Genomic DNA, 17544 nt, shown 5'->3' on the forward strand with positions numbered 1-17544 from the left:
GTTAGAATACAGAGGCCGGTTCGAGTTTGGAAATCTTCCGCACAGCGAACAGTGAACCTCCAATGGAAATAATCAGGGTTATAAATAATAAAAATAAGGCAAAGCCGGGACTGATTTGGATGACCAATCCGGAATTGGCGACGCCAAACTTAAAACCGAACAATAAAAACATGGCAATGCAATAACCGATAACCGCGTATAGAAATGCCTGTGCTACGATTAATTTATTGACATATCCTTTTTTCGCGCCAATGGCTTTTAGTGTTCCATAGTCTTTGATACGGTCTAACGCCGAAGAGTATAGGGTCAGCCCAATGATGAAGAATCCACTGATCATGGCAAACAGCACTAGAGTGCCAAAGCTCATGCCCATATTGGAGGTGATCAGGATTTCGCGAACGGTAGAACTTTCCAATTTTTTTGGGTCCCAAGCCTGCAATTGTGGAAAGAGTTGTCCGATGTCCTGTGCAATCTGTTCTTTATCTGCCCCTTCGTTGAGCTTGGCTACAATAAGGCTTACTTTGCTCGGGTCGGCATTGCCTAGCAATCGCGCATTTTCAAGGGAGGTGTACATCAGGCTAGCACCAAAGGCCTGTGCGTTCTTTGTTAACACCGTAATCATCGCTCGCTTCCCATTAATTTCAATGGGTTTATCGAGATGTAGCTCGGTATTCCAGGTCTTTGCACTAAAGGTTTCCGCGGATACGGCATTGGGGTCTATGAGCGAGCTGACGTCTCCTTCTGCAATCCGATTAGGAATTGGCCCCATGATAAACTCCGGAACGGGAGAGCCGACGAGAGTTACAGCAGCTGTTTTTCCATCGAGGAAGGTAGCTTGCGCAGGTGCCAAGACCACCGGATAAGCGATATCCACCGCAGGGAGGCTACCGATTTGTTGCACCAAACGCTGATCGATGCTATTCACCGAGTTGATGTTATTGCTTTGCGCTTCGATGATCCATATCTCATTTTCCTGCACCGGCGCATTGCCAACCAAGTTGCCCATCAATCCCATCAGAAAGAACAATAACCCCAGCTGTTGACCGATCAAGAAGATGCTGATCACAATAGCGATGATAATACCTACGCTTTTGGCGCGGTCATACCGAATAAACTTAAACGCTAATTTCAACATCTATCTAATCCTTATCGTACAATCAACTTTCGAGTTAATGGTTAATACATTATTTCCCTCAATTTCTATCTTTATTTTTCTGACGCGGCGATCCTGTCCCTCATTTGCCGTTTCGTATAAAATAGACTTCTCGGATAGAATCGGACTCAGGTAGGTTATCCGCCCATTGGCAGCCTGATCTTTGCGGCCTACGGGAAAAATCAGAACCGATTGCCCGATTTTGACATCATTCACAAAAAGCTCATCGACCTCAGCTTCAACCATAGGATGCTCAACATCGATAATCTTCCCTAATTCCATAGCAACTTGCACGCTCTGCCCTACCTTTGCTACAAGATCTGTAATAACTCCGGAGGAGGCTGCGACGATTTGAAAATCCGATCTTGTGTTTTCGGTTTTCTGAATTTCAAGCTGCTGTTCGTAGGCTGAGGCTTGCTGCGCTTGTTGCTTTTGTTGCAATCCCCTTAGCGTAAGCTCCTGTTGTTGCCAATTCGAGTAGTCTGTACTCATCTTTTCTTTCGTCTCCGCATCCTGTTCGAACAGACGTTTGGAAGTCTCGTACTTGGCTTTCAGTTCATCCGCATAAACTTTCGCCTTGCGGATATCTTCTGTAATGGTTTTGTTTTCTTTGTTAAGGCTATTGAGCTGAGCTTTAGCTTGCTGCACATCCAGGTCAGTATTACCCGCTTCTAACTGCATCAGCAATTGTCCTTTGCTTACGGAGTCTCCATCCTTTACCAGCAATTGTTTGATGCGCGCGGAAGTATTGGAAGAAATGATGGTCCAGTCTTTTGCACTGACAACCTTTCCAACAGCCTTAATCTCCTTGATCTCCTGGAGTATCTCTTTATTGGATTGTTGTTTTTCCTCCTTTTTGTTGCCACAGGAAGAAAGGGCTACGAAAAGTATCGAGGTGAACAGGATATAAAATATTCTATTTGTAGTCATCTTCATTTTTTATGGTATTCGACACGACACCTTCTTCCACATAGATTACACGATCAGCAAATTTGCGAAGGCGTAGATCGTGCGTCACGATAATTACAGCTTTACCGGATTCTGCGAGCGACTTGAGCTCATTCATAATCATCTCGGCGCTTTTAGCATCTAAAGACGCTGTTGGTTCGTCACATAGAATCATCGATGGCTCAGTTACTAATGCTCTGGCAATAGAAACCCGTTGCTTCTGCCCGCCGCTTAGCTTCTTGGGCAGGTTTTTGATGCGATCTCCCAACCCGACTTCCTCGAGTGCCCTCTTTGCCTTCTCCGAAGCCTTTCCGGAATTCATACCCTGAAGAATAAGCGGTTGCATCACATTTTCTAAGGCATTTAACGGTTCAATAAGGTTAAAATGCTGAAAGACGAATCCGATTTCTTTAAGCCGCAAATCGGCCAGCGCATTCTCCTTCAACTTAGTTACCTCTTGACCTTTGTAGAAAACGCGTCCGGAAGTAGGATAAATTACAAAACCTAGGATAGATAACAGCGTGGTTTTCCCGCTTCCTGAAGGTCCCATGATCAGCGTAAGTTCGCCGCTATTAAAACCTATATCCGTCGTATCTAAAGCAGTGATGCTGGTATCCCCGGTTTTATAGATTTTATTAACAGCTTCCAGCTTGACGATCTCTTCTTTCATAGCGTATTATAATATAACACCGATCTGTTTCTAAAAGTTTGTATACTTCACGAATATCGATAAAAATCGGCATTTTTTCTAGGCGCTATAGATTTCCTCCATATTAACTGTTTATCTAGATTTAACAAAAACTCCTTGAATATTTAACAATTGGTTAAACACTTGTTAAAAGCACTTCCCTTGTTTTGCATCAAATTCCGAGAACAGGAACACACATTATTAATCTGATTATTTTTTATGAATTTATTTCTACTCCGTAATTACCGGAACTGCACTAAGCTAGGTCTTACCCTGGTCTTAAGTTCTTTTCTGGGTAGCTCGAATGCATCAACGCCCGTTGATAGCCATTCAACCAACCCGATTTACTCCATCGATGTAACCTACTCGAATGGCTCCATTAAAAATGAGAACAACGAAGCCGTTGTAGGTGCTACCATTCGAAACTTAACGAATAAAGCCGTTACTGGAAGTAAGCTAGATGGTAGTTTTCAAATTGAAGCGAATCCCGGCGATGTGCTGGAGATAAGCTCTCTGGGCTATGTGACACAACGTGTCACATTCAACAACTCTCCAATTGACATCATTCTCTTAAAGGAAGAGTCTGCAATCGAAGAGGTGGTTGTGACCGCGATGGGTATTAAACAACAAAAGAGAAAGATTGGATATGCTACTCAAGAAGTAAAGACTGAAGTTTTAGATCAATCTAAAACAATGAATATCGGTAATGCTCTGTCTGGTCAAGTGGCCGGATTAAACGTTACGAATCCGACGGGTATTTTCCAAAAGCCTAACTTCTCCCTTCGTGGAAAGAAGCCTATTATCGTGATTGACGGTATTGTAGTTGAAACTGACTTCTTTGATGTCCCGAGTGAAAACATTGCGAACATCAACGTATTGAAAGGAACAGCAGCTTCGACACTATATGGTTCACGCGGTAAAGACGGTGCTATCTTGATTACAACAAAATCCGCTAAATCTGAGAATCTGGAAGTCAACTTTACAACAACCAATATGGTTACCGCAGGATTTACCGTTTTCCCGGAGACACAGAATGAGTATGGCTCAGGATCTAATGGTATGTATGAGTTCTGGGATGGTGCCGATGGCGGTATATCCGATGGCGACATGACCTGGGGACCGAAACTTGATGCCGGTATCAAAGTACCTCAATGGAATAGTCCTATTAGAAATAAGAAAACTGGCGAAATCATTCCTTGGTGGGGAGATGTTAGAGGGACAATTTATGATGACCGTGCTTTATATGAGCGCGTACCGACAGACTTCGTTTCGCATAACAATTTGAAGGATTTCTTGCGCATGGGTTTTGTAAATGACAACAACGTGAGTTTGGCCTATAAAGGTGAAAAAGCCGCTGTATTCTTTACTGGAAAATATGCGATCCAACAAGGTCAGGTTCCTAACTCGCAGTTACAATCAGGAGGTGCAACTTTGAACACATCGTATATGTTCAACCCCTCTCTGAAGTTAGATGTGAATTTATCGTACAATAAAGTTTATTCGCCAAACTACCCTCGTTATGGCTATGGCCCTAAGAACCACATGTACACCATCTTATTGTGGATGGGTAATGATGTGAATGGCAAGGAGCTAAGCGAGCATTTATATATCCCTGGACAAGAAGGCTTCCGCCAAGCGAATTACAACTACGCATGGTACAACAATCCATACTTCGCTGCGGAGGAGTTAAACCAACAACATAACCGCGATGTATTGCATGGTCAGTCTACATTGAACTGGCAGATATCACCAAAGTTCTCCTTGCAAGGGCGTGCTTCCGCAAGACAAAATATGACTTTTGAAGACATGCAAAGTCCGAAGTCTTACATGAACTATGGCGACTCCAGAAACGGAGATTATAAAGTTTGGAACAACAAACGCCTTGATTTCGATGCGGACGTGTTAGCAACATATCAAGAGAACTTCGGCGAGAACTTCGGCATCAACATCAATGCTGGTTCTTCGACTTACCAAAGAAAGTTCAACAACTTCTACTCAGCTACCGATGGTTTGATCGTGCCGCAGCTTTATGCGTTGGGAAATACGCAAGGGCCTTCGACTTCAACGTCGTTCCTTTCAGAGAAAGTTATTCGCTCGGTATATGGATCGGTTAGCTTTGATATCTTGAGATCTACATACTTAAACTTCTCCGCTAGAAATGACTGGTCTTCTACATTGCCACAGGGACAGAATTCGTACTTCTATCCGGCGGTTTCGTTGAGTTCTGTTTTATCTGATTACTTCAAATTACCGGCAGGAATCGATTACCTAAAAGTGTACTCTTCTTTAGCCCAGGTTTCAAGTGATTTAGATCCATATAGCACCTATTTAACTTATGCGAAGAGCTTGACTTACGGCGCAACACCATCGGTAAGCTATCCGGAGACACTTGCAAACCCGAATATTAACCCTGAGCGCTCCACTTCTTTTGAGGCTGGTTTTGCCCTATCATTCTTAAATAATAAAGTAAGTGCAGAAGCGACCTATTACAATGTAGGGGATGAATTCCAAATACAAAACTTACCTACCTCAGCAGCATCTGCTTTCAACTACAAGAAGTCGAATGTTATCGACTATAGAACGCATGGTGTGGAGGTTATGCTAAACATCAACCCTATAAAGCGAGAGAACTTCAGCTGGGACTTCGGAGTAAACTGGAGCCGCCAGATCAAGAAGGTTGAGAATATTGAAGGAGCCAAGAAATTTGGTGAGTTAAAGGTTGGCGACCGTGCAGATTCATTCTATGCGACGGTTTGGCAGAAATCTGCGGATGGTCAGGTGATCTTAAATCCAAATACGCGTATGCCTATCCCTGATAGCTATGCAAAAAACATCGGTCATTTGGAACCGAACTGGAGATTTGGTTTCCAGAACAGATTCAACATTCATGATGTTACAGTAAATCTAGATATCGATGGTTCTATTGGTGGGGTGATTAATTCTATAACTCATGAGAAGATGTGGTGGGGAGGAAAGCATCCATCATCGACACAATATCGTGAAGCAGAATATAGCGCAGGCAAATATGTGTATGTACCAGAGGGGGTTATTATAACCGGTGGTGAATTGAAGAGAGATGTTGATGGTAATGTAATCTCAGATACACGTCAATATGAGAAGAATACACAGGCAGTTAGCTGGCAGACTTGGAGTCAGATATATCCATATCGCGCGCGCGTAACGGAGGATGAAAATAAATTCTTTGCGAATGTATTTGACCGCTCTTTTGTGAAATTAAGACGTCTGTCTGTAGGATATGATATCAATAAATTTATCAAAACAGACAAGGTCAAAGCAATCAATGCATCGGTATTTGGTTATAATTTATTGATGTGGCAAAACATCCCTTTCCTAGATCCTGACTTTGGTGATGACAACAACTTACAAGATCCTTCATCCCGTTACATCGGTGTATCCTTAAACTTTAAATTCTAAACAATGAAAATCAATTCATATATTCTATTGGCGCTTGCTTTGATTTTAGCCTTTACGAATAGCTCATGTCGTAAACTGTCGGAGATCAATGATAATCCCAACGAATCCAAAACAACCCACCCACAGTTTTTATTAACAAAGATTGAATGGGATGCCTTCAACACATTTAAAGGTACTGGTCCTTTATATGCCTTAAAAATGATTGTACAAACGGACGGCGAAAACTCGAATCAGATCTATGCATGGCAACGTAGCGACTTTGGCGCATATACCAATTTAAGAAATGTAACGAAGATGATCGAAGAGGGCGAGCGTATGGCTCTTCCTGAATATGTTGCTATCGGTAAATTCATTCGTGCCTATTACTTTTACAATCTGACCTTAAATTTTGGAGACATCCCTTACAGTGAAGCGTTAAAAGGTGAAAGCGCTGGACTGCTAACGCCTAAGTATGATAGCCAAAAAGACGTTTTCTTAGGCATTTTAAAAGAATTGGAAGAAGCGAACACCTTATTATCGAAAGTGGAGGCGAAGATCAATGGAGATATTATCTATAATGGGTCGGCATCACAATGGAGAAAGATGGTAAATGCATACCGCTTGAAAGTGTTGATGACGCTATCATTGAAGGAAGCTGATGCGAGTATCGCGCCTAAGCAAGCCTTCGCAAATATTGTGAGCTCGCAACCCCTGTTTACCGGATCTGCCGACGATGGAAAGTTAATGTATTTAGATCAGGCGGGTAACCGATATCCAGAGTTCAACTCTAGTAGTTATGGTTCGGGGATGTATGTAGATTCTACATACGTCAAAAGACTTCAGGACTTAAAGGATGCTCGTTTATTTGTGCTATTTACGAGAACTCCGCAGGCAGCGAAAGCAGGTAAACCGGTAAATGATTTCACGGCTTATGAAGGTGGCGACCCGGTACAACCTTATGGGAAGGTGAATGAGAAAGCGACTAACGGTTTAGTATCTAAAGTTGCAGACCGTTTCACGAAAGATGCGACGAACGAGCCTTCAATTTTGATAGGATATGCAGAACAGCAGTTCCTATTAGCGGAAGCTGTAATTAGAGGATGGGTAAGCGGCGATGCCAATGCTTACTATGAAGCGGGAATCAAATCGGGCTTTAAGTTCTACGAAAACTACGCTAAGAATATGGCGAGCTATGTCAATGAGTCTGTAGCCAACGCCTATATTGAGCAGCCTACCGTTAAATTAAGTTTGGCAGCAACAAAAGAAGCCAAGCTTGAGCGCATCATGATGCAAAAGTATCTACGTTCGTTCCATCAGGGAGGCTGGTCAGCATATTTTGATCACTTAAGAACTGGATATCCTGAATTTGCAAAATCAAATAAAAACCATGTTGCTTACCGTTGGATGTACCCTTCGGGCGAGTACAATAACAACTCAGCAAATGTGTCTGCAGCAATTGCTAGTCAGTTCTCCGGATCCGATGTCACCACGGTGAAAACTTGGTGGTTAAAGTAAGAAAAAGTAATATCAATTCATGTAAATATAAAGGGCCGTCCAAGTTGGACAGGCCCTTTGTTATTTAAGATTGGTTGGTATCTTTTGCATGTGCTCTAAACGCTTTCCAAGCAAAGTCTTCTCCCCTACTACCTCAAAGCCTAAACGTTCATAAAGCTTCTTCGCATTGGGATTGATTTCATCGACTAAGAGTCCCAGTGTAATTCCTCGTTTCTCTATATATTCCTCGATCAGGAAATTCAGTATTTTCGTACCGATCCCCTTTCCTTGTTGGCTTGGGTTCACACCTATGCAATCTATGTAATATTCGCCAGCCTGAGTCTCTGCTTCGGGGTTAAAATCCAGGTCGTAAGCTTCATGCAGCAAATTAGCAACAGGTGTCCGGAGCTGTTCCAGATGGGCACCATCGTAAACCAATGCCGTTGCAACGATCTGACCGTCCTGTTCTACTACCCAATTATGATGGTAGGAATACTGATTGCCTTCGTGTTCGGCGAGCGTGGAAATAAAACGGAAAGCTTCATCATAATTTCTTTCTCCAATGAATAGATAAACGATATCTTCCATTGCCAACAACAAATGTTCGGCGATAGCGGCCGCGTCTTTCTTCTCTCCTTTTCGTATCTGTATCATAAAATTTATTATCTATTATCCTGCTTTGCGCTATTTAAAAGCTAACCATAATCAATTTAAATCCTTCGTCCGTCCGAAGGAAATGCATGTGCGTTTGAGGTCGCACACTCCCTTCTGAATTGTCCAAAACGAGGTTAACTGTCGGATATTTCCAGTCGTTGGAGAAGCCACAGTTATCAAAGTATTTCGAATATAGTGCCGTTTCGAAGATAAAAGGATTCAATCCATCGAGGCTAAAAAAGAAACTACTCGATTTCCTATTTAGCTTTTCTAAATTTTCTTTTATCGGAAGGTAAAACTGCTTTACGAATTCTTTCTTGGGGAGCGGAAGCCAACCGGCATCCTTATCCCAATAGATTACTTCCTCAAAACAAAGCTCCTCAAGCCCTTCAGGTGTCACAGCATCTTTCAAATACCTGCGGATAACCTGCTCCGCTTCCTTCTCATAATTAATGAAGCTATAGAATTTTCCATTGACTCCTTTAAAGGACTCTCGAATACTGTCTATGCTAGGCTTGTCGGCGATTTCAAGGCTATAATAGTTCAGTTTATCATTATATGGAAAGTTTTCAATAATCAGATTATTGAGGGTATCGATCAAAACCTCCTTTCCGTTCTCCCAACGATAATGTTCATCTATCGTATTCCCTTCCGCGTCTTTAAAGTAGACTTTGTTCGCTCCCTTGAGTCCGACGATTAGACCGTTGCGTACTTTGCTGAGCCCATTATATTCAGCTGGAACTGAAATATCACCATTGGCATTGAATACGCCTATCTTTTCTGTGCTATTATCTTTAAAACGAATGAAACCTTCATTTTCGCAATCCGGTGTATTATCGAAAAAATAGAGACTATCCCTTCCCACCACACGGCCTTGCTTTGTCAGGTAATAAGTTATCCATCGATCGTCTTTCTCTTCTACCGCAGCGATAATTTTATCGAATTCGTCTGCAATAGTCATTGCAGGTAGATAATTGGTATCAACCATCAGCTTTCCACTCTTCGATTTGAACCCGACGAGCGTACTATCCGCATTATAACAACGCAGCCAAGTCTCAGCGCTGCCCTGTGCATAAGCAGTTTGTGCAAGAATAAACAGCGCAAAAAGAAGGAAATAAAACTTTTTCATAACATGCTCCTCCGAATATAAGGAAAACAATTTAATCGATAATAAAACGCGCAGATTTCGATTCATCGTGTAGCAGTAGAAAAAAAACGCGATACATCCGTTTAAAATGGTCAATTACAGAAAAAAGCCAAATCAAATGGTTTGATTTGGCTTTTCTAATCTTTCCGAAACGGCTTTATAATTACTTTTTCTTTTTAGACTTTTTCTTCTCGAGGGATTCTATCCTGTTTGTAAGCGCGTTGATTGTTATTTCCTGCGATTGTATAGTTGTTTGTTGAGCAGAAATAACCTTTTCTAAGGCTTCGATCACCGCATTTGTTTGATCGACATCGTCTATTTTGGAAGGTAATGTCAGCGCCTGATGATCAGATCCGTTGATATTTCCTCTAAACATTCCACCAGCGCCATTCAGCAACCATTCCGGATCGATATCCGAATGGGAAGCTAAAATAGTAGCCACAGCATCTGACCCTAAGGCTGAAGTTTTCTGCACGCCTTTAAAATTTGCATAAGATAAACCCAGGTCTTTAAAGAAATCGATTTTAGAAATACCTTTTACCTCTGCAATGTGCAGTACACGTTCTTTGATATTGGTCATTATGTTGCGCATTTAGTCTGTAGGATAAAATTAAGACTTATTATTGAATTTAAATACAAGTTTTATACTTCTAACAAAAACTTAATATAAAATAACAAAATAATTGGGTAGGGAAAGGCATCTATTCGCTATGCTTTCGTTAATATCATCATCAAAAACTGATTAATGACGGTGTTTTATTATTAAATCTATAGCCAATTCCTAACATGAGATAGTTAGGGTCTCTGAAATCTTTTACATTGTAGCCAATATGCAGGAAGGCACTCCTGCTCATTTTCGTTTTTAAGGCTAGGCTTTGATAGGTACCCGAAAAATCCCCGCCTTTGTGTAAGAAATGGGTTCCAATTCCCATGCTGATCGTAAAGATGGGCATTGTAAAATCAGCACGAGCAGAAAGTCCTAAGGCCAACTGTTGATCCCAGTTCGGTTTGATAAAAGGTTGGTCTGTCCCTATGATATGGTCTTTTGTGTAGACATTACCGCTGCCATCGTAAAGCCCATCCAGCGATACGCCCGTTCGGAATCTGTAGTTCAGGTTATACATAGGTGCGAAATAGGCGCCCAGCACCGGATATTTATCGGGAGAGGCGACCTGTGTATTTCCAAATTCGATTCCTTTTCTTCGCCAAGACCCGAAAAGCACAAGATCATAGCTAAGGTGCCTTTTTAAGGCGGGAATATTCACCACTTGCTCTGCTTCGGATTTTTCTTGTTTATCATTGGCGAGGTTGTACAGCAGTCCGAGTTTCGCGCCGACCATGTTCAACCCTGCATTTGGATATTCAGTATTACCATTAGAAAAATGAGTAAGTTCTGCTCCGGTGGTTAACCAGTAGCGATCAGCGATTTCCCACTTTAAGAAAAGCCCCAGATTGATATAGGCATTGAGTTTCGATCCAATGATCATGTTACCAGGGTTGTTTACAGGATCATAGGGTCGCCATCCGGTTGATAAGCCAAAGTTCCACTCGTAGTTGAGGGAAGCGACTTCGCTGAGTTTCGAGAGCTGCGCCGTTTGGAAGAGATAACTTGCAATGGGCGTTCCTAATTCTTTATGATTACCAAAATCGAAGACAGCTATACCTATTCCTTGTTGTGTTTTCGAAAAGACCTGCTTGCCAAGACTTCCCTTTGGCAAGGAAAATGAATATTTAATATGTCCGGAAACTGCTCTTTTGCTAAGCTGCTCATTGGCGACTTCGGTTTTGTAGAATGGCGAAGTGGGAAACACATAGGATGGTCTAATTTCTGCAGCGATATGGTGCGAGAAATTCGATATAAAGACTTTAGCAGTATCAACTCGACTATTATCAGTTTTTTGTTGAGCATTCAGCAGAAAACCATAAAAAAAATAGAGACTAAGTAACAGAAAGCGAATGCTATTTTGAGTCGTATAGATTAAGTATTGGTCGGAACTACGCATTAAAATATTCAAGAAAGTTTGCCATCCCCCGATAAACAATAAAATTAATAAAAACATGGAGGATTCTCAAATTAGAATAAAAGGAAATTGATAGGAGGCTGCTTTTAGTCAATCACAAACTAAAGCCCTTATTAACCCAATACAAACCCCTTTGGAAAGGGGTTTGTATTGGGTTATCATTGGGTTTGTATTGGGTTAATAAGGGGAGATACTAGTAGTTAGTAGTTAGTACTCTCGAAGAGACTTAACAGTATACATAACAAGTTTATTTTGTAGGCTATCGGTTAGCTTTTCATTCTTCAATTTGTTGAGGGCAACTTCATATACGTAGCCTTTTTCCAGAGGTTCAAGTTGTAGCTGTAATTGCTTTCTGCCTCTTGTCCAGTCTGCTTTGTTTATTTTAATGTTTTTGACATCTATTTGTTCAGAGCCGTACTTTTTATGGTAATGGTATCGATATCGGCGAACATGAACGAGGCTATCGATGGGTTCATTTTCTGTGTTGGCCACCTCGTCGGTAAAGTTCAGTTCGAATCCTCTCTTCGTGATTTTCATATCCTTGACATCGAAGGGAGTTTTTCCAGTGAAACGGATTCGTTGTATTCCGCGATCGCCGAGCCATCCATGGTCGGCTTGTCCGACCCATAGGTCGCCGTTAGGTGAAAATACTAGCCTGTTGTTTCCTTTGCGGAGGCCTTGCCCTTGAATGAATACCGTTGCAGCGCCCTGCATGACGCCATTTACCTCTTCGAGCATCACGCGCACAAGACGCTCGCTACTCATTTCGCCGATGATAAACTGTCCGTCAAATGCTTTCAGTTTTTTGTTGTCTTTGATCAGAATCGGCTGGGTTGGCGAATTAGCTAGCAGATCGTGTGGGAAGATCACAGTTGGTTTTTCGCGCATCTTATCTAAGGTCTCAACCGGCAAGTCGAACGGATTTCCTTTATTCCAACCTTTCGTCCATACGATACTGGCAGGATGTCCGTAGTGTTTTCCTTCCTCGACATGGTATAGGGGGCTGGTTCCGACCCAGTCACCTTGATTTTCGGTTACATAGAGTCGATCTTTTGCATCTAAGGCAATGCCATTGGGCGAACGGAAACCAGAAGCGAAGGGCGTTACTTTAAAGTTTTTATCGATTTTCATGACCCAACCTCGATAAGGCACCACGGAGAACATGGCATTTCCGTCTCTCATTTTGCCTATCATGAGCGTATCGCCCCTTAGTTCATCAGACATTCCTCCACCTGAGGATGAGGAATTGAGGGCGATATATAGGTTCCCATTTTTATCTTGTACCGGCCCGTAGGTGAATTCATGATAATTCCCCGTCATTCCGAAACCATCATATATGGTTTCAAAAAGGTCGGCTTCGCCATCGTTATCGGTATCTGTAATTCGTGTCAGCTCGGGCAATTGCATGACAAGCATTTCTTTATCAGATATTGCTTTTATTCCGAGGGGTTCGTGCAGTCCGCTGGCAAAAAGCTTCCATTCCTTGGTTTCCGGATTGTAGATCATGACCTCCCCTCGCATAAAGGTCGCAACTATACGCCCATCGGGCAAGGCGTCTAATGCGGCAACTTCTGCCGTCAATCCCTCTGGAGTCGCAATAGAATCGATATAGAAAGCATGTTTCTCATCGGACTGATGATCGGAACATGCAAGTAATGTAGCTGTGCAGGCTAAAAGTATATAGAACAATGATTTCATTTACTTATCTATTTTGTATTCCAAGGTAAATTCTTTGGCCTCCGCAGGGCTCAGTTTTATGGTTGGGTTTGTGAGCTCAGCGCCTTTATACCATGTTTTCATTCCGGGTGTATGCGTATGTTGGAACCTAAGGTCGGTATTCAGTTTTGACATCTTAAACGTGCGCATGATCCCCTTTCTATCCTCCGTTTCTTTAATCGTTTCGTAGACATCCATCTTGTCGATTTGATAGTGAAACTCCAGATATTTGTCTTTCAATATTTTATAGCCTTTGAACTGCTTTTTGTTTGGGCTATTTGCCGATGTTATCGCGATGGATGGGAGAATTGCTTGTTTGTAGAAGATATCGCCCAATACTTTAGCTTTCGCATCTTTATGTCCTTTCCAAATAGCGGTATTGTCGAGGAATTCACCTTGCCAGATATAGCGCAGATCGCATACGGCCGCATCCCAGCAATAGGATATTTGGCCCGGCAGATTTACCGCGAAGGCAGCAGGGCTAGCGCCCTCCATATAAATCCTGTAATAATATGGCGGCTGAGGTTCGTAGGGATGGTTCTTTTGGTGATGGTGTTGATGTTCGGACTGCTTACTTAATGCTGGCAAATGAGGATCCTGCGCTAGCTCGGGCATCTTTCCAGATTTGTTGACATATATTGCTCCATACATCACATGTCCGTGTCCGGGGAAGGTGCAGACATAGGGGTAAATGCCTTCAGCCGTCGGAGCAGTGAAACTGAGGTTCTCTTTTTGTCCGGCATGCAGAATCTTGGTATGCCAAAGAATGTCTTTGCTTTCGGGGATATAAGATTTTGCCATTCCCTGCGCCCCTAGTTTGCTCGCTAGGTTGACGATTTTTTCTCTTGTACCCGGCTTTATTATCAGCAGGTTATGGTCCATGTCGTCGGTATTTTCGAATTCAATGATTACTTTCTCTCCGGGTTGCACATGGAACCTTGGGACATCAAAGCGTAGTCCCGGCAGCACCGACATTTTCAGCTTTTTGACTGGTGGATCCAGGTCTACGAGCGCGGTATTACTCGTTAAAAAGAGAAGCAGAACGCTTAGTAAACTTAATAAAACAGGTTTTTTATTCATGGCTTGGGTGGCGCTAGTAGATCTTAATTGCTAAATGATTTGCAACAGCTTTTGATAGTGCGGCGAAGTCGTTAGGATTCCTCCCATTTTTTCAAAGAAATCATCATTTAAATGGAACGTTCCGTTCTGTACTTTTGTCCAGCTGGCATTTGGAAATGGATGTCGTAGCTTCATTTCTTGCCATTTTACGTAGTTCATATCGCCGTTTGTTTCCATTAAGCCCATGTTAACCACCGGGAAAGGTGAAAGGCTTGCGGCAATAATCTTGTTCCATTCCATCAACACCGGATTTACGGTCAAATCCGAACACAGGCAAGGAATGTTATTTTCATGGGCTATTTTCGCAATTTTTATGGTTAGACTAAGGGTTTTGGCGATTCCTTTCAAAATAAAAGCCTTATACCCGAGTTCTATTTTTTTATAGGCGTCTGCCTCGCTGTGAATGCTTTCATCTGCGCCGATCAGCACAGGTAGATCGTCTACTCTCTCTTGATTTGCTTCTACAAAGGGTTCCTCGTAGAGCAGGATGCGTTCGAAGGCCCCTATTTTTTTCGCGTAATCTAAGTAGTTTTGCAAATCTGCTTTTCGCTCGTACCGACCATTTGCATCCATGGTGTAGTAGATGGATTGATCGATGCCTCGTGCAGTTAATCGCTCGTTTATACAGTCATGAATTTCTTTCAACCGATCCTTGTCCTGTTGCAACATGGTTTGTTGATCGCCCGGGCTGCCCGTTTTAATCTTAAAGACAAAATATCCTTGATCTACCGCTGCAGCAATATCTTCTAGCGGCATACTATACGATATTTGGAACATGACGGCAACCTGTTTGTTTTTGTTTTGAAACGCCGGTCGGTAGGCCTCGGGGATCATCTGCTGGAAGCTTTCTACCTTATTCGTCTTACCGTATAGCATCCATAAAGCATTATCCACGGCTACCAGTGCGTTGTAAATGAAATTGACATGCAGGTTGTCTCGCTTTGTTATTTTTTTGCCTTCCTCTAGCAGGTAGGGCACGAGCTGTTCAGTCGCCTCCAATGGACAGGGAAACGACTTATTCTCGAGCCATTGCAATGCAGCCTTACTGACGTCGAGCATCCATGAATTGCCGGTGGATTCATCAGTTGCTGCAAAAGTATCCGCATCGCCATATAATACGCTCTGAGTACCCAAGCCAATACCATAGTTGCCCGAAGGGCCCTTAACATAGGCTATGGCTTGCCATAACTCGGTTAGGAATGCCCCTTTAAATCCGAATGGGAATCGAAGCTTTTCTTTTTCTACGGCGGCGCGAGTATGGATAACCTTTAATTGATTCATCATGGTTTTCTTCAGATTATTTGATGCCTTTAGGCTGTTTGCTTGGGTTGCTGCTAACAGCAAGCTACAATTCCCAATAAACTGTCTTCTGTTCATAAAGTATTCGCTTTTCGTGTTCCGTTTACGTTCACGGTAACAGTTTGTACTTGAAGAAGCTTATTTAAATAAAAATTGTAAGTCTTCAGGTTTGCTGATGGTTAATTGAATACTAAGCTAAATGTATAAATTGTAAAAACCAAGAATAAGGAGGCAAAAGGATTAAAATTTTGGGGGGAGGTATAAAAAACCGAGGGAAAAATTGTATATTTGCGTGTGGAAAGGAGTAAAATTACAATCATGAAAGCAAAAACAACATTTCCCGTCAGTAGAGGAGCGAAAGTTGTTAGCCGCTCCAGGTTAGAACAAACCGAATTTTCACCATCATGGGTGGTGCAACACGTCAATGATGCGCCCGGATATAAGCTAGAACTAATTGACCGCATCCGTATCGGCGTCACCAAATTAGAGTGGAAAGAATTGATCAGCAGCATCGGCGAGAACGAGAAAGAATTTGAGCATGTATTACCAAGCTCGATAAGCAGTATGCAGAAGAAGCCTCGGTATGATAAAGAGACTTCGGAGCGCATTTACGAAATTTCCAGGCTTTTTGGCCTGGGTTATCAAGTCTTTGACAGCCCTGATTTGTTCAGAGAATGGCTCTGGACGCCATCTAAAGCCTTAGGCGGCAAAAAGCCATTCGACTTATTAGATAGCAGTTTTGGTTTTGAGTTGGTCGAGAATGAGATCATCAGGATTCAGCACAACGTATATAGCTAATGGTTGTTTTTCGGGTTGCCAATTTAAAGTTCAAAGATTCTACATTGAGTGGTATTGGTGCTGAAAAAGTTGGAGGTCGTTGGAATCAGGTCGGAACGCGGGCAGTCTACTGCTCAGAGAATATTTCGTTAGCCATATTGGAATACTATGTGCATTCGGAGAACATCGCATTACTCCCCAAACAAATATTAGTAGCGAAGATCGAATTCCCTGATGATTTTATCGTTGAAGAACTATCGGAGTTGCCGGCGCGTTGGAATCAATATCCGTATTCATCCAAGACTGCCGGGGTGTTCACGAAGTTGGCAAATAACAGGGATTTCTTTGCGTTGAAGGTCCCCTCGACTGTTGTTCCGATGGAATATAATTATATTCTAAATCCGCTTTATAAGGAGTTTGGCAAGGTTGAGATCGTCGAATTCATCAATCTGGATGTTGATAGCCGGCTGAAAGAAGATAAAAGATAATTTCTATTCCGGGAAATGATTATCACATTCATATTCCCGGAATAGAAATATTTATTTACTGATACTTTGTGTGCCTAGATACTTTACGTCTACCCGACGATTTTTGGCTCTGCCTTCTGGATTATCCTGTCCGTTCGCTAGGGTGTTTTCCGCAATAGGATCCTTCTCTCCTCTTCCGAGTGCTATAATATCATTTTCGATACCATTATTTTTAAGCCAATCCTTAACTGCATTAGCTCTATCTAGAGAAAGTTTTTCGTTGTATGCGTCGTTGCCTTTCGAATCGGTATGACCTGTAATCTGCACTTTCTCATTTCCACTTTTTCTAATTTGGTCTGCCAATTTCGATAGTTCTGCATCTGCTTCTGGTTTAAGCGTAGCCTTATCAAATTCGAAGATCTTATCTGCAGACAGCTGTATATCAATATTTAAATTACTTTGATTAGCGGTCAAACTGCTGCCGGTACTTTCGAGCGGCGCATTTGCAGTAGCTACCTCTTGTCTGGTCGCCGTGAATGTGTCGACTTCGGGAGTTAATCCATCAGTCGAATTTTTAGTACTACTCGACGTCTTATCAGCATGACTCTTCTCGTTGGTTCCCGTGGAATTACAAGCAAGCATCTTTT

General features: G+C 42.3%; 15 protein-coding genes. 4 read left to right on the forward strand and 11 right to left on the reverse strand.

Annotation, left to right across the window (positions count from 1 at the left end):
- Position 1: 1 nt before the first annotated feature.
- The 3 genes from QYC40_RS16570 to QYC40_RS16580 are packed head-to-tail and all read right to left on the reverse strand — an operon-like array spanning position 2 to position 2771.
- Positions 2 to 1135 carry an ABC transporter permease gene (locus QYC40_RS16570; RefSeq protein WP_301991301.1) on the reverse strand — a complete coding sequence of 378 codons (1134 nt, stop codon included), beginning with the start codon at positions 1133 to 1135 and terminating at the stop codon, positions 2 to 4.
- Positions 1136 to 2089: an efflux RND transporter periplasmic adaptor subunit gene (locus tag QYC40_RS16575; RefSeq protein WP_301991302.1), complete on the reverse strand. Its 954-nt coding sequence runs from the start codon at positions 2087 to 2089 to the stop codon at positions 1136 to 1138. It lies immediately after the preceding gene.
- Complete coding sequence (locus tag QYC40_RS16580; RefSeq protein WP_301991303.1) at positions 2070 to 2771, reverse strand: ABC transporter ATP-binding protein; 702 nt, start codon at positions 2769 to 2771, stop codon at positions 2070 to 2072. The genes QYC40_RS16575 and QYC40_RS16580 overlap by 20 nt, the downstream gene beginning before the upstream one ends.
- Before the next feature lie 237 nt (positions 2772 to 3008).
- Between QYC40_RS16580 and QYC40_RS16585 the strand changes: the two genes are divergently transcribed.
- Both QYC40_RS16585 and QYC40_RS16590 read left to right on the forward strand, forming a co-directional pair.
- Complete coding sequence (locus QYC40_RS16585) at positions 3009 to 6224, forward strand: SusC/RagA family TonB-linked outer membrane protein (protein ID WP_301991310.1); 3216 nt, start codon at positions 3009 to 3011, stop codon at positions 6222 to 6224.
- Positions 6225 to 6227: 3 nt separating this feature from the next.
- Entirely contained in the window at positions 6228 to 7718 is a 1491-nt protein-coding gene (locus tag QYC40_RS16590; RefSeq protein ID WP_301991311.1) for a SusD/RagB family nutrient-binding outer membrane lipoprotein, read from the forward strand.
- A 60-nt stretch (positions 7719 to 7778) separates the two neighbouring features.
- Here QYC40_RS16590 and QYC40_RS16595 read toward each other — a convergent pair whose 3' ends face one another.
- The 7 genes from QYC40_RS16595 to QYC40_RS16625 all read right to left on the reverse strand — a co-directional run bounded on the left by QYC40_RS16595 (position 7779) and on the right by QYC40_RS16625 (position 15731).
- On the reverse strand, positions 7779 to 8351 hold the full coding sequence (locus QYC40_RS16595) for a GNAT family N-acetyltransferase (RefSeq protein ID WP_301991312.1): 573 nt from the start codon (positions 8349 to 8351) through the stop codon (positions 7779 to 7781).
- Between the two features lie 34 nt (positions 8352 to 8385).
- A complete protein-coding gene (locus QYC40_RS16600; RefSeq protein WP_301991314.1) occupies positions 8386 to 9480 on the reverse strand; it encodes a hypothetical protein in 1095 nt (364 codons plus the stop codon).
- A gap of 181 nt (positions 9481 to 9661) precedes the next feature.
- Positions 9662 to 10078: a hypothetical protein gene (locus QYC40_RS16605; RefSeq protein WP_301991315.1), complete on the reverse strand. Its 417-nt coding sequence runs from the start codon at positions 10076 to 10078 to the stop codon at positions 9662 to 9664.
- 151 nt (positions 10079 to 10229) lie between these two features.
- Positions 10230 to 11558 (reverse strand): acyloxyacyl hydrolase, encoded by a 1329-nt coding sequence (locus QYC40_RS16610; RefSeq protein WP_301991317.1) that lies wholly within the window; start codon positions 11556 to 11558, stop codon positions 10230 to 10232.
- A gap of 168 nt (positions 11559 to 11726) precedes the next feature.
- Positions 11727 to 13217 (reverse strand): sorbosone dehydrogenase family protein, encoded by a 1491-nt coding sequence (locus tag QYC40_RS16615; RefSeq protein ID WP_301991318.1) that lies wholly within the window; start codon positions 13215 to 13217, stop codon positions 11727 to 11729.
- Complete coding sequence (locus tag QYC40_RS16620; RefSeq protein WP_301991320.1) at positions 13218 to 14315, reverse strand: plastocyanin/azurin family copper-binding protein; 1098 nt, start codon at positions 14313 to 14315, stop codon at positions 13218 to 13220.
- A gap of 30 nt (positions 14316 to 14345) precedes the next feature.
- The gene (locus QYC40_RS16625) at positions 14346 to 15731 is read right to left on the reverse strand and encodes a mandelate racemase/muconate lactonizing enzyme family protein (RefSeq protein ID WP_301991321.1); all 1386 of its coding nucleotides are present in this window, start codon (positions 15729 to 15731) and stop codon (positions 14346 to 14348) included.
- A gap of 240 nt (positions 15732 to 15971) precedes the next feature.
- Here QYC40_RS16625 and QYC40_RS16630 point away from each other — a divergent pair, with 240 nt between their 5' ends.
- The gene (locus tag QYC40_RS16630; RefSeq protein WP_301991322.1) at positions 15972 to 16451 is read left to right on the forward strand and encodes an antitoxin Xre/MbcA/ParS toxin-binding domain-containing protein; all 480 of its coding nucleotides are present in this window, start codon (positions 15972 to 15974) and stop codon (positions 16449 to 16451) included.
- Positions 16451 to 16918, forward strand: coding sequence for an RES family NAD+ phosphorylase (locus tag QYC40_RS16635; protein WP_301991323.1), 468 nt, complete (start codon positions 16451 to 16453; stop codon positions 16916 to 16918). Before QYC40_RS16630 ends, QYC40_RS16635 begins: the two co-directional genes overlap by 1 nt.
- A gap of 51 nt (positions 16919 to 16969) precedes the next feature.
- Here the strand turns inward: QYC40_RS16635 and QYC40_RS16640 are convergent, their stop codons facing one another.
- Positions 16970 to 17539, reverse strand: a complete 570-nt coding sequence (locus QYC40_RS16640; RefSeq protein WP_301991324.1) for an OmpA family protein — start codon at positions 17537 to 17539, stop codon at positions 16970 to 16972.
- Positions 17540 to 17544 lie beyond the last annotated feature (5 nt).

The organism is Sphingobacterium sp. BN32 (genome assembly GCF_030503615.1).
In the GTDB taxonomy this organism is placed as follows: Bacteria; Bacteroidota; Bacteroidia; order Sphingobacteriales; family Sphingobacteriaceae; genus Sphingobacterium.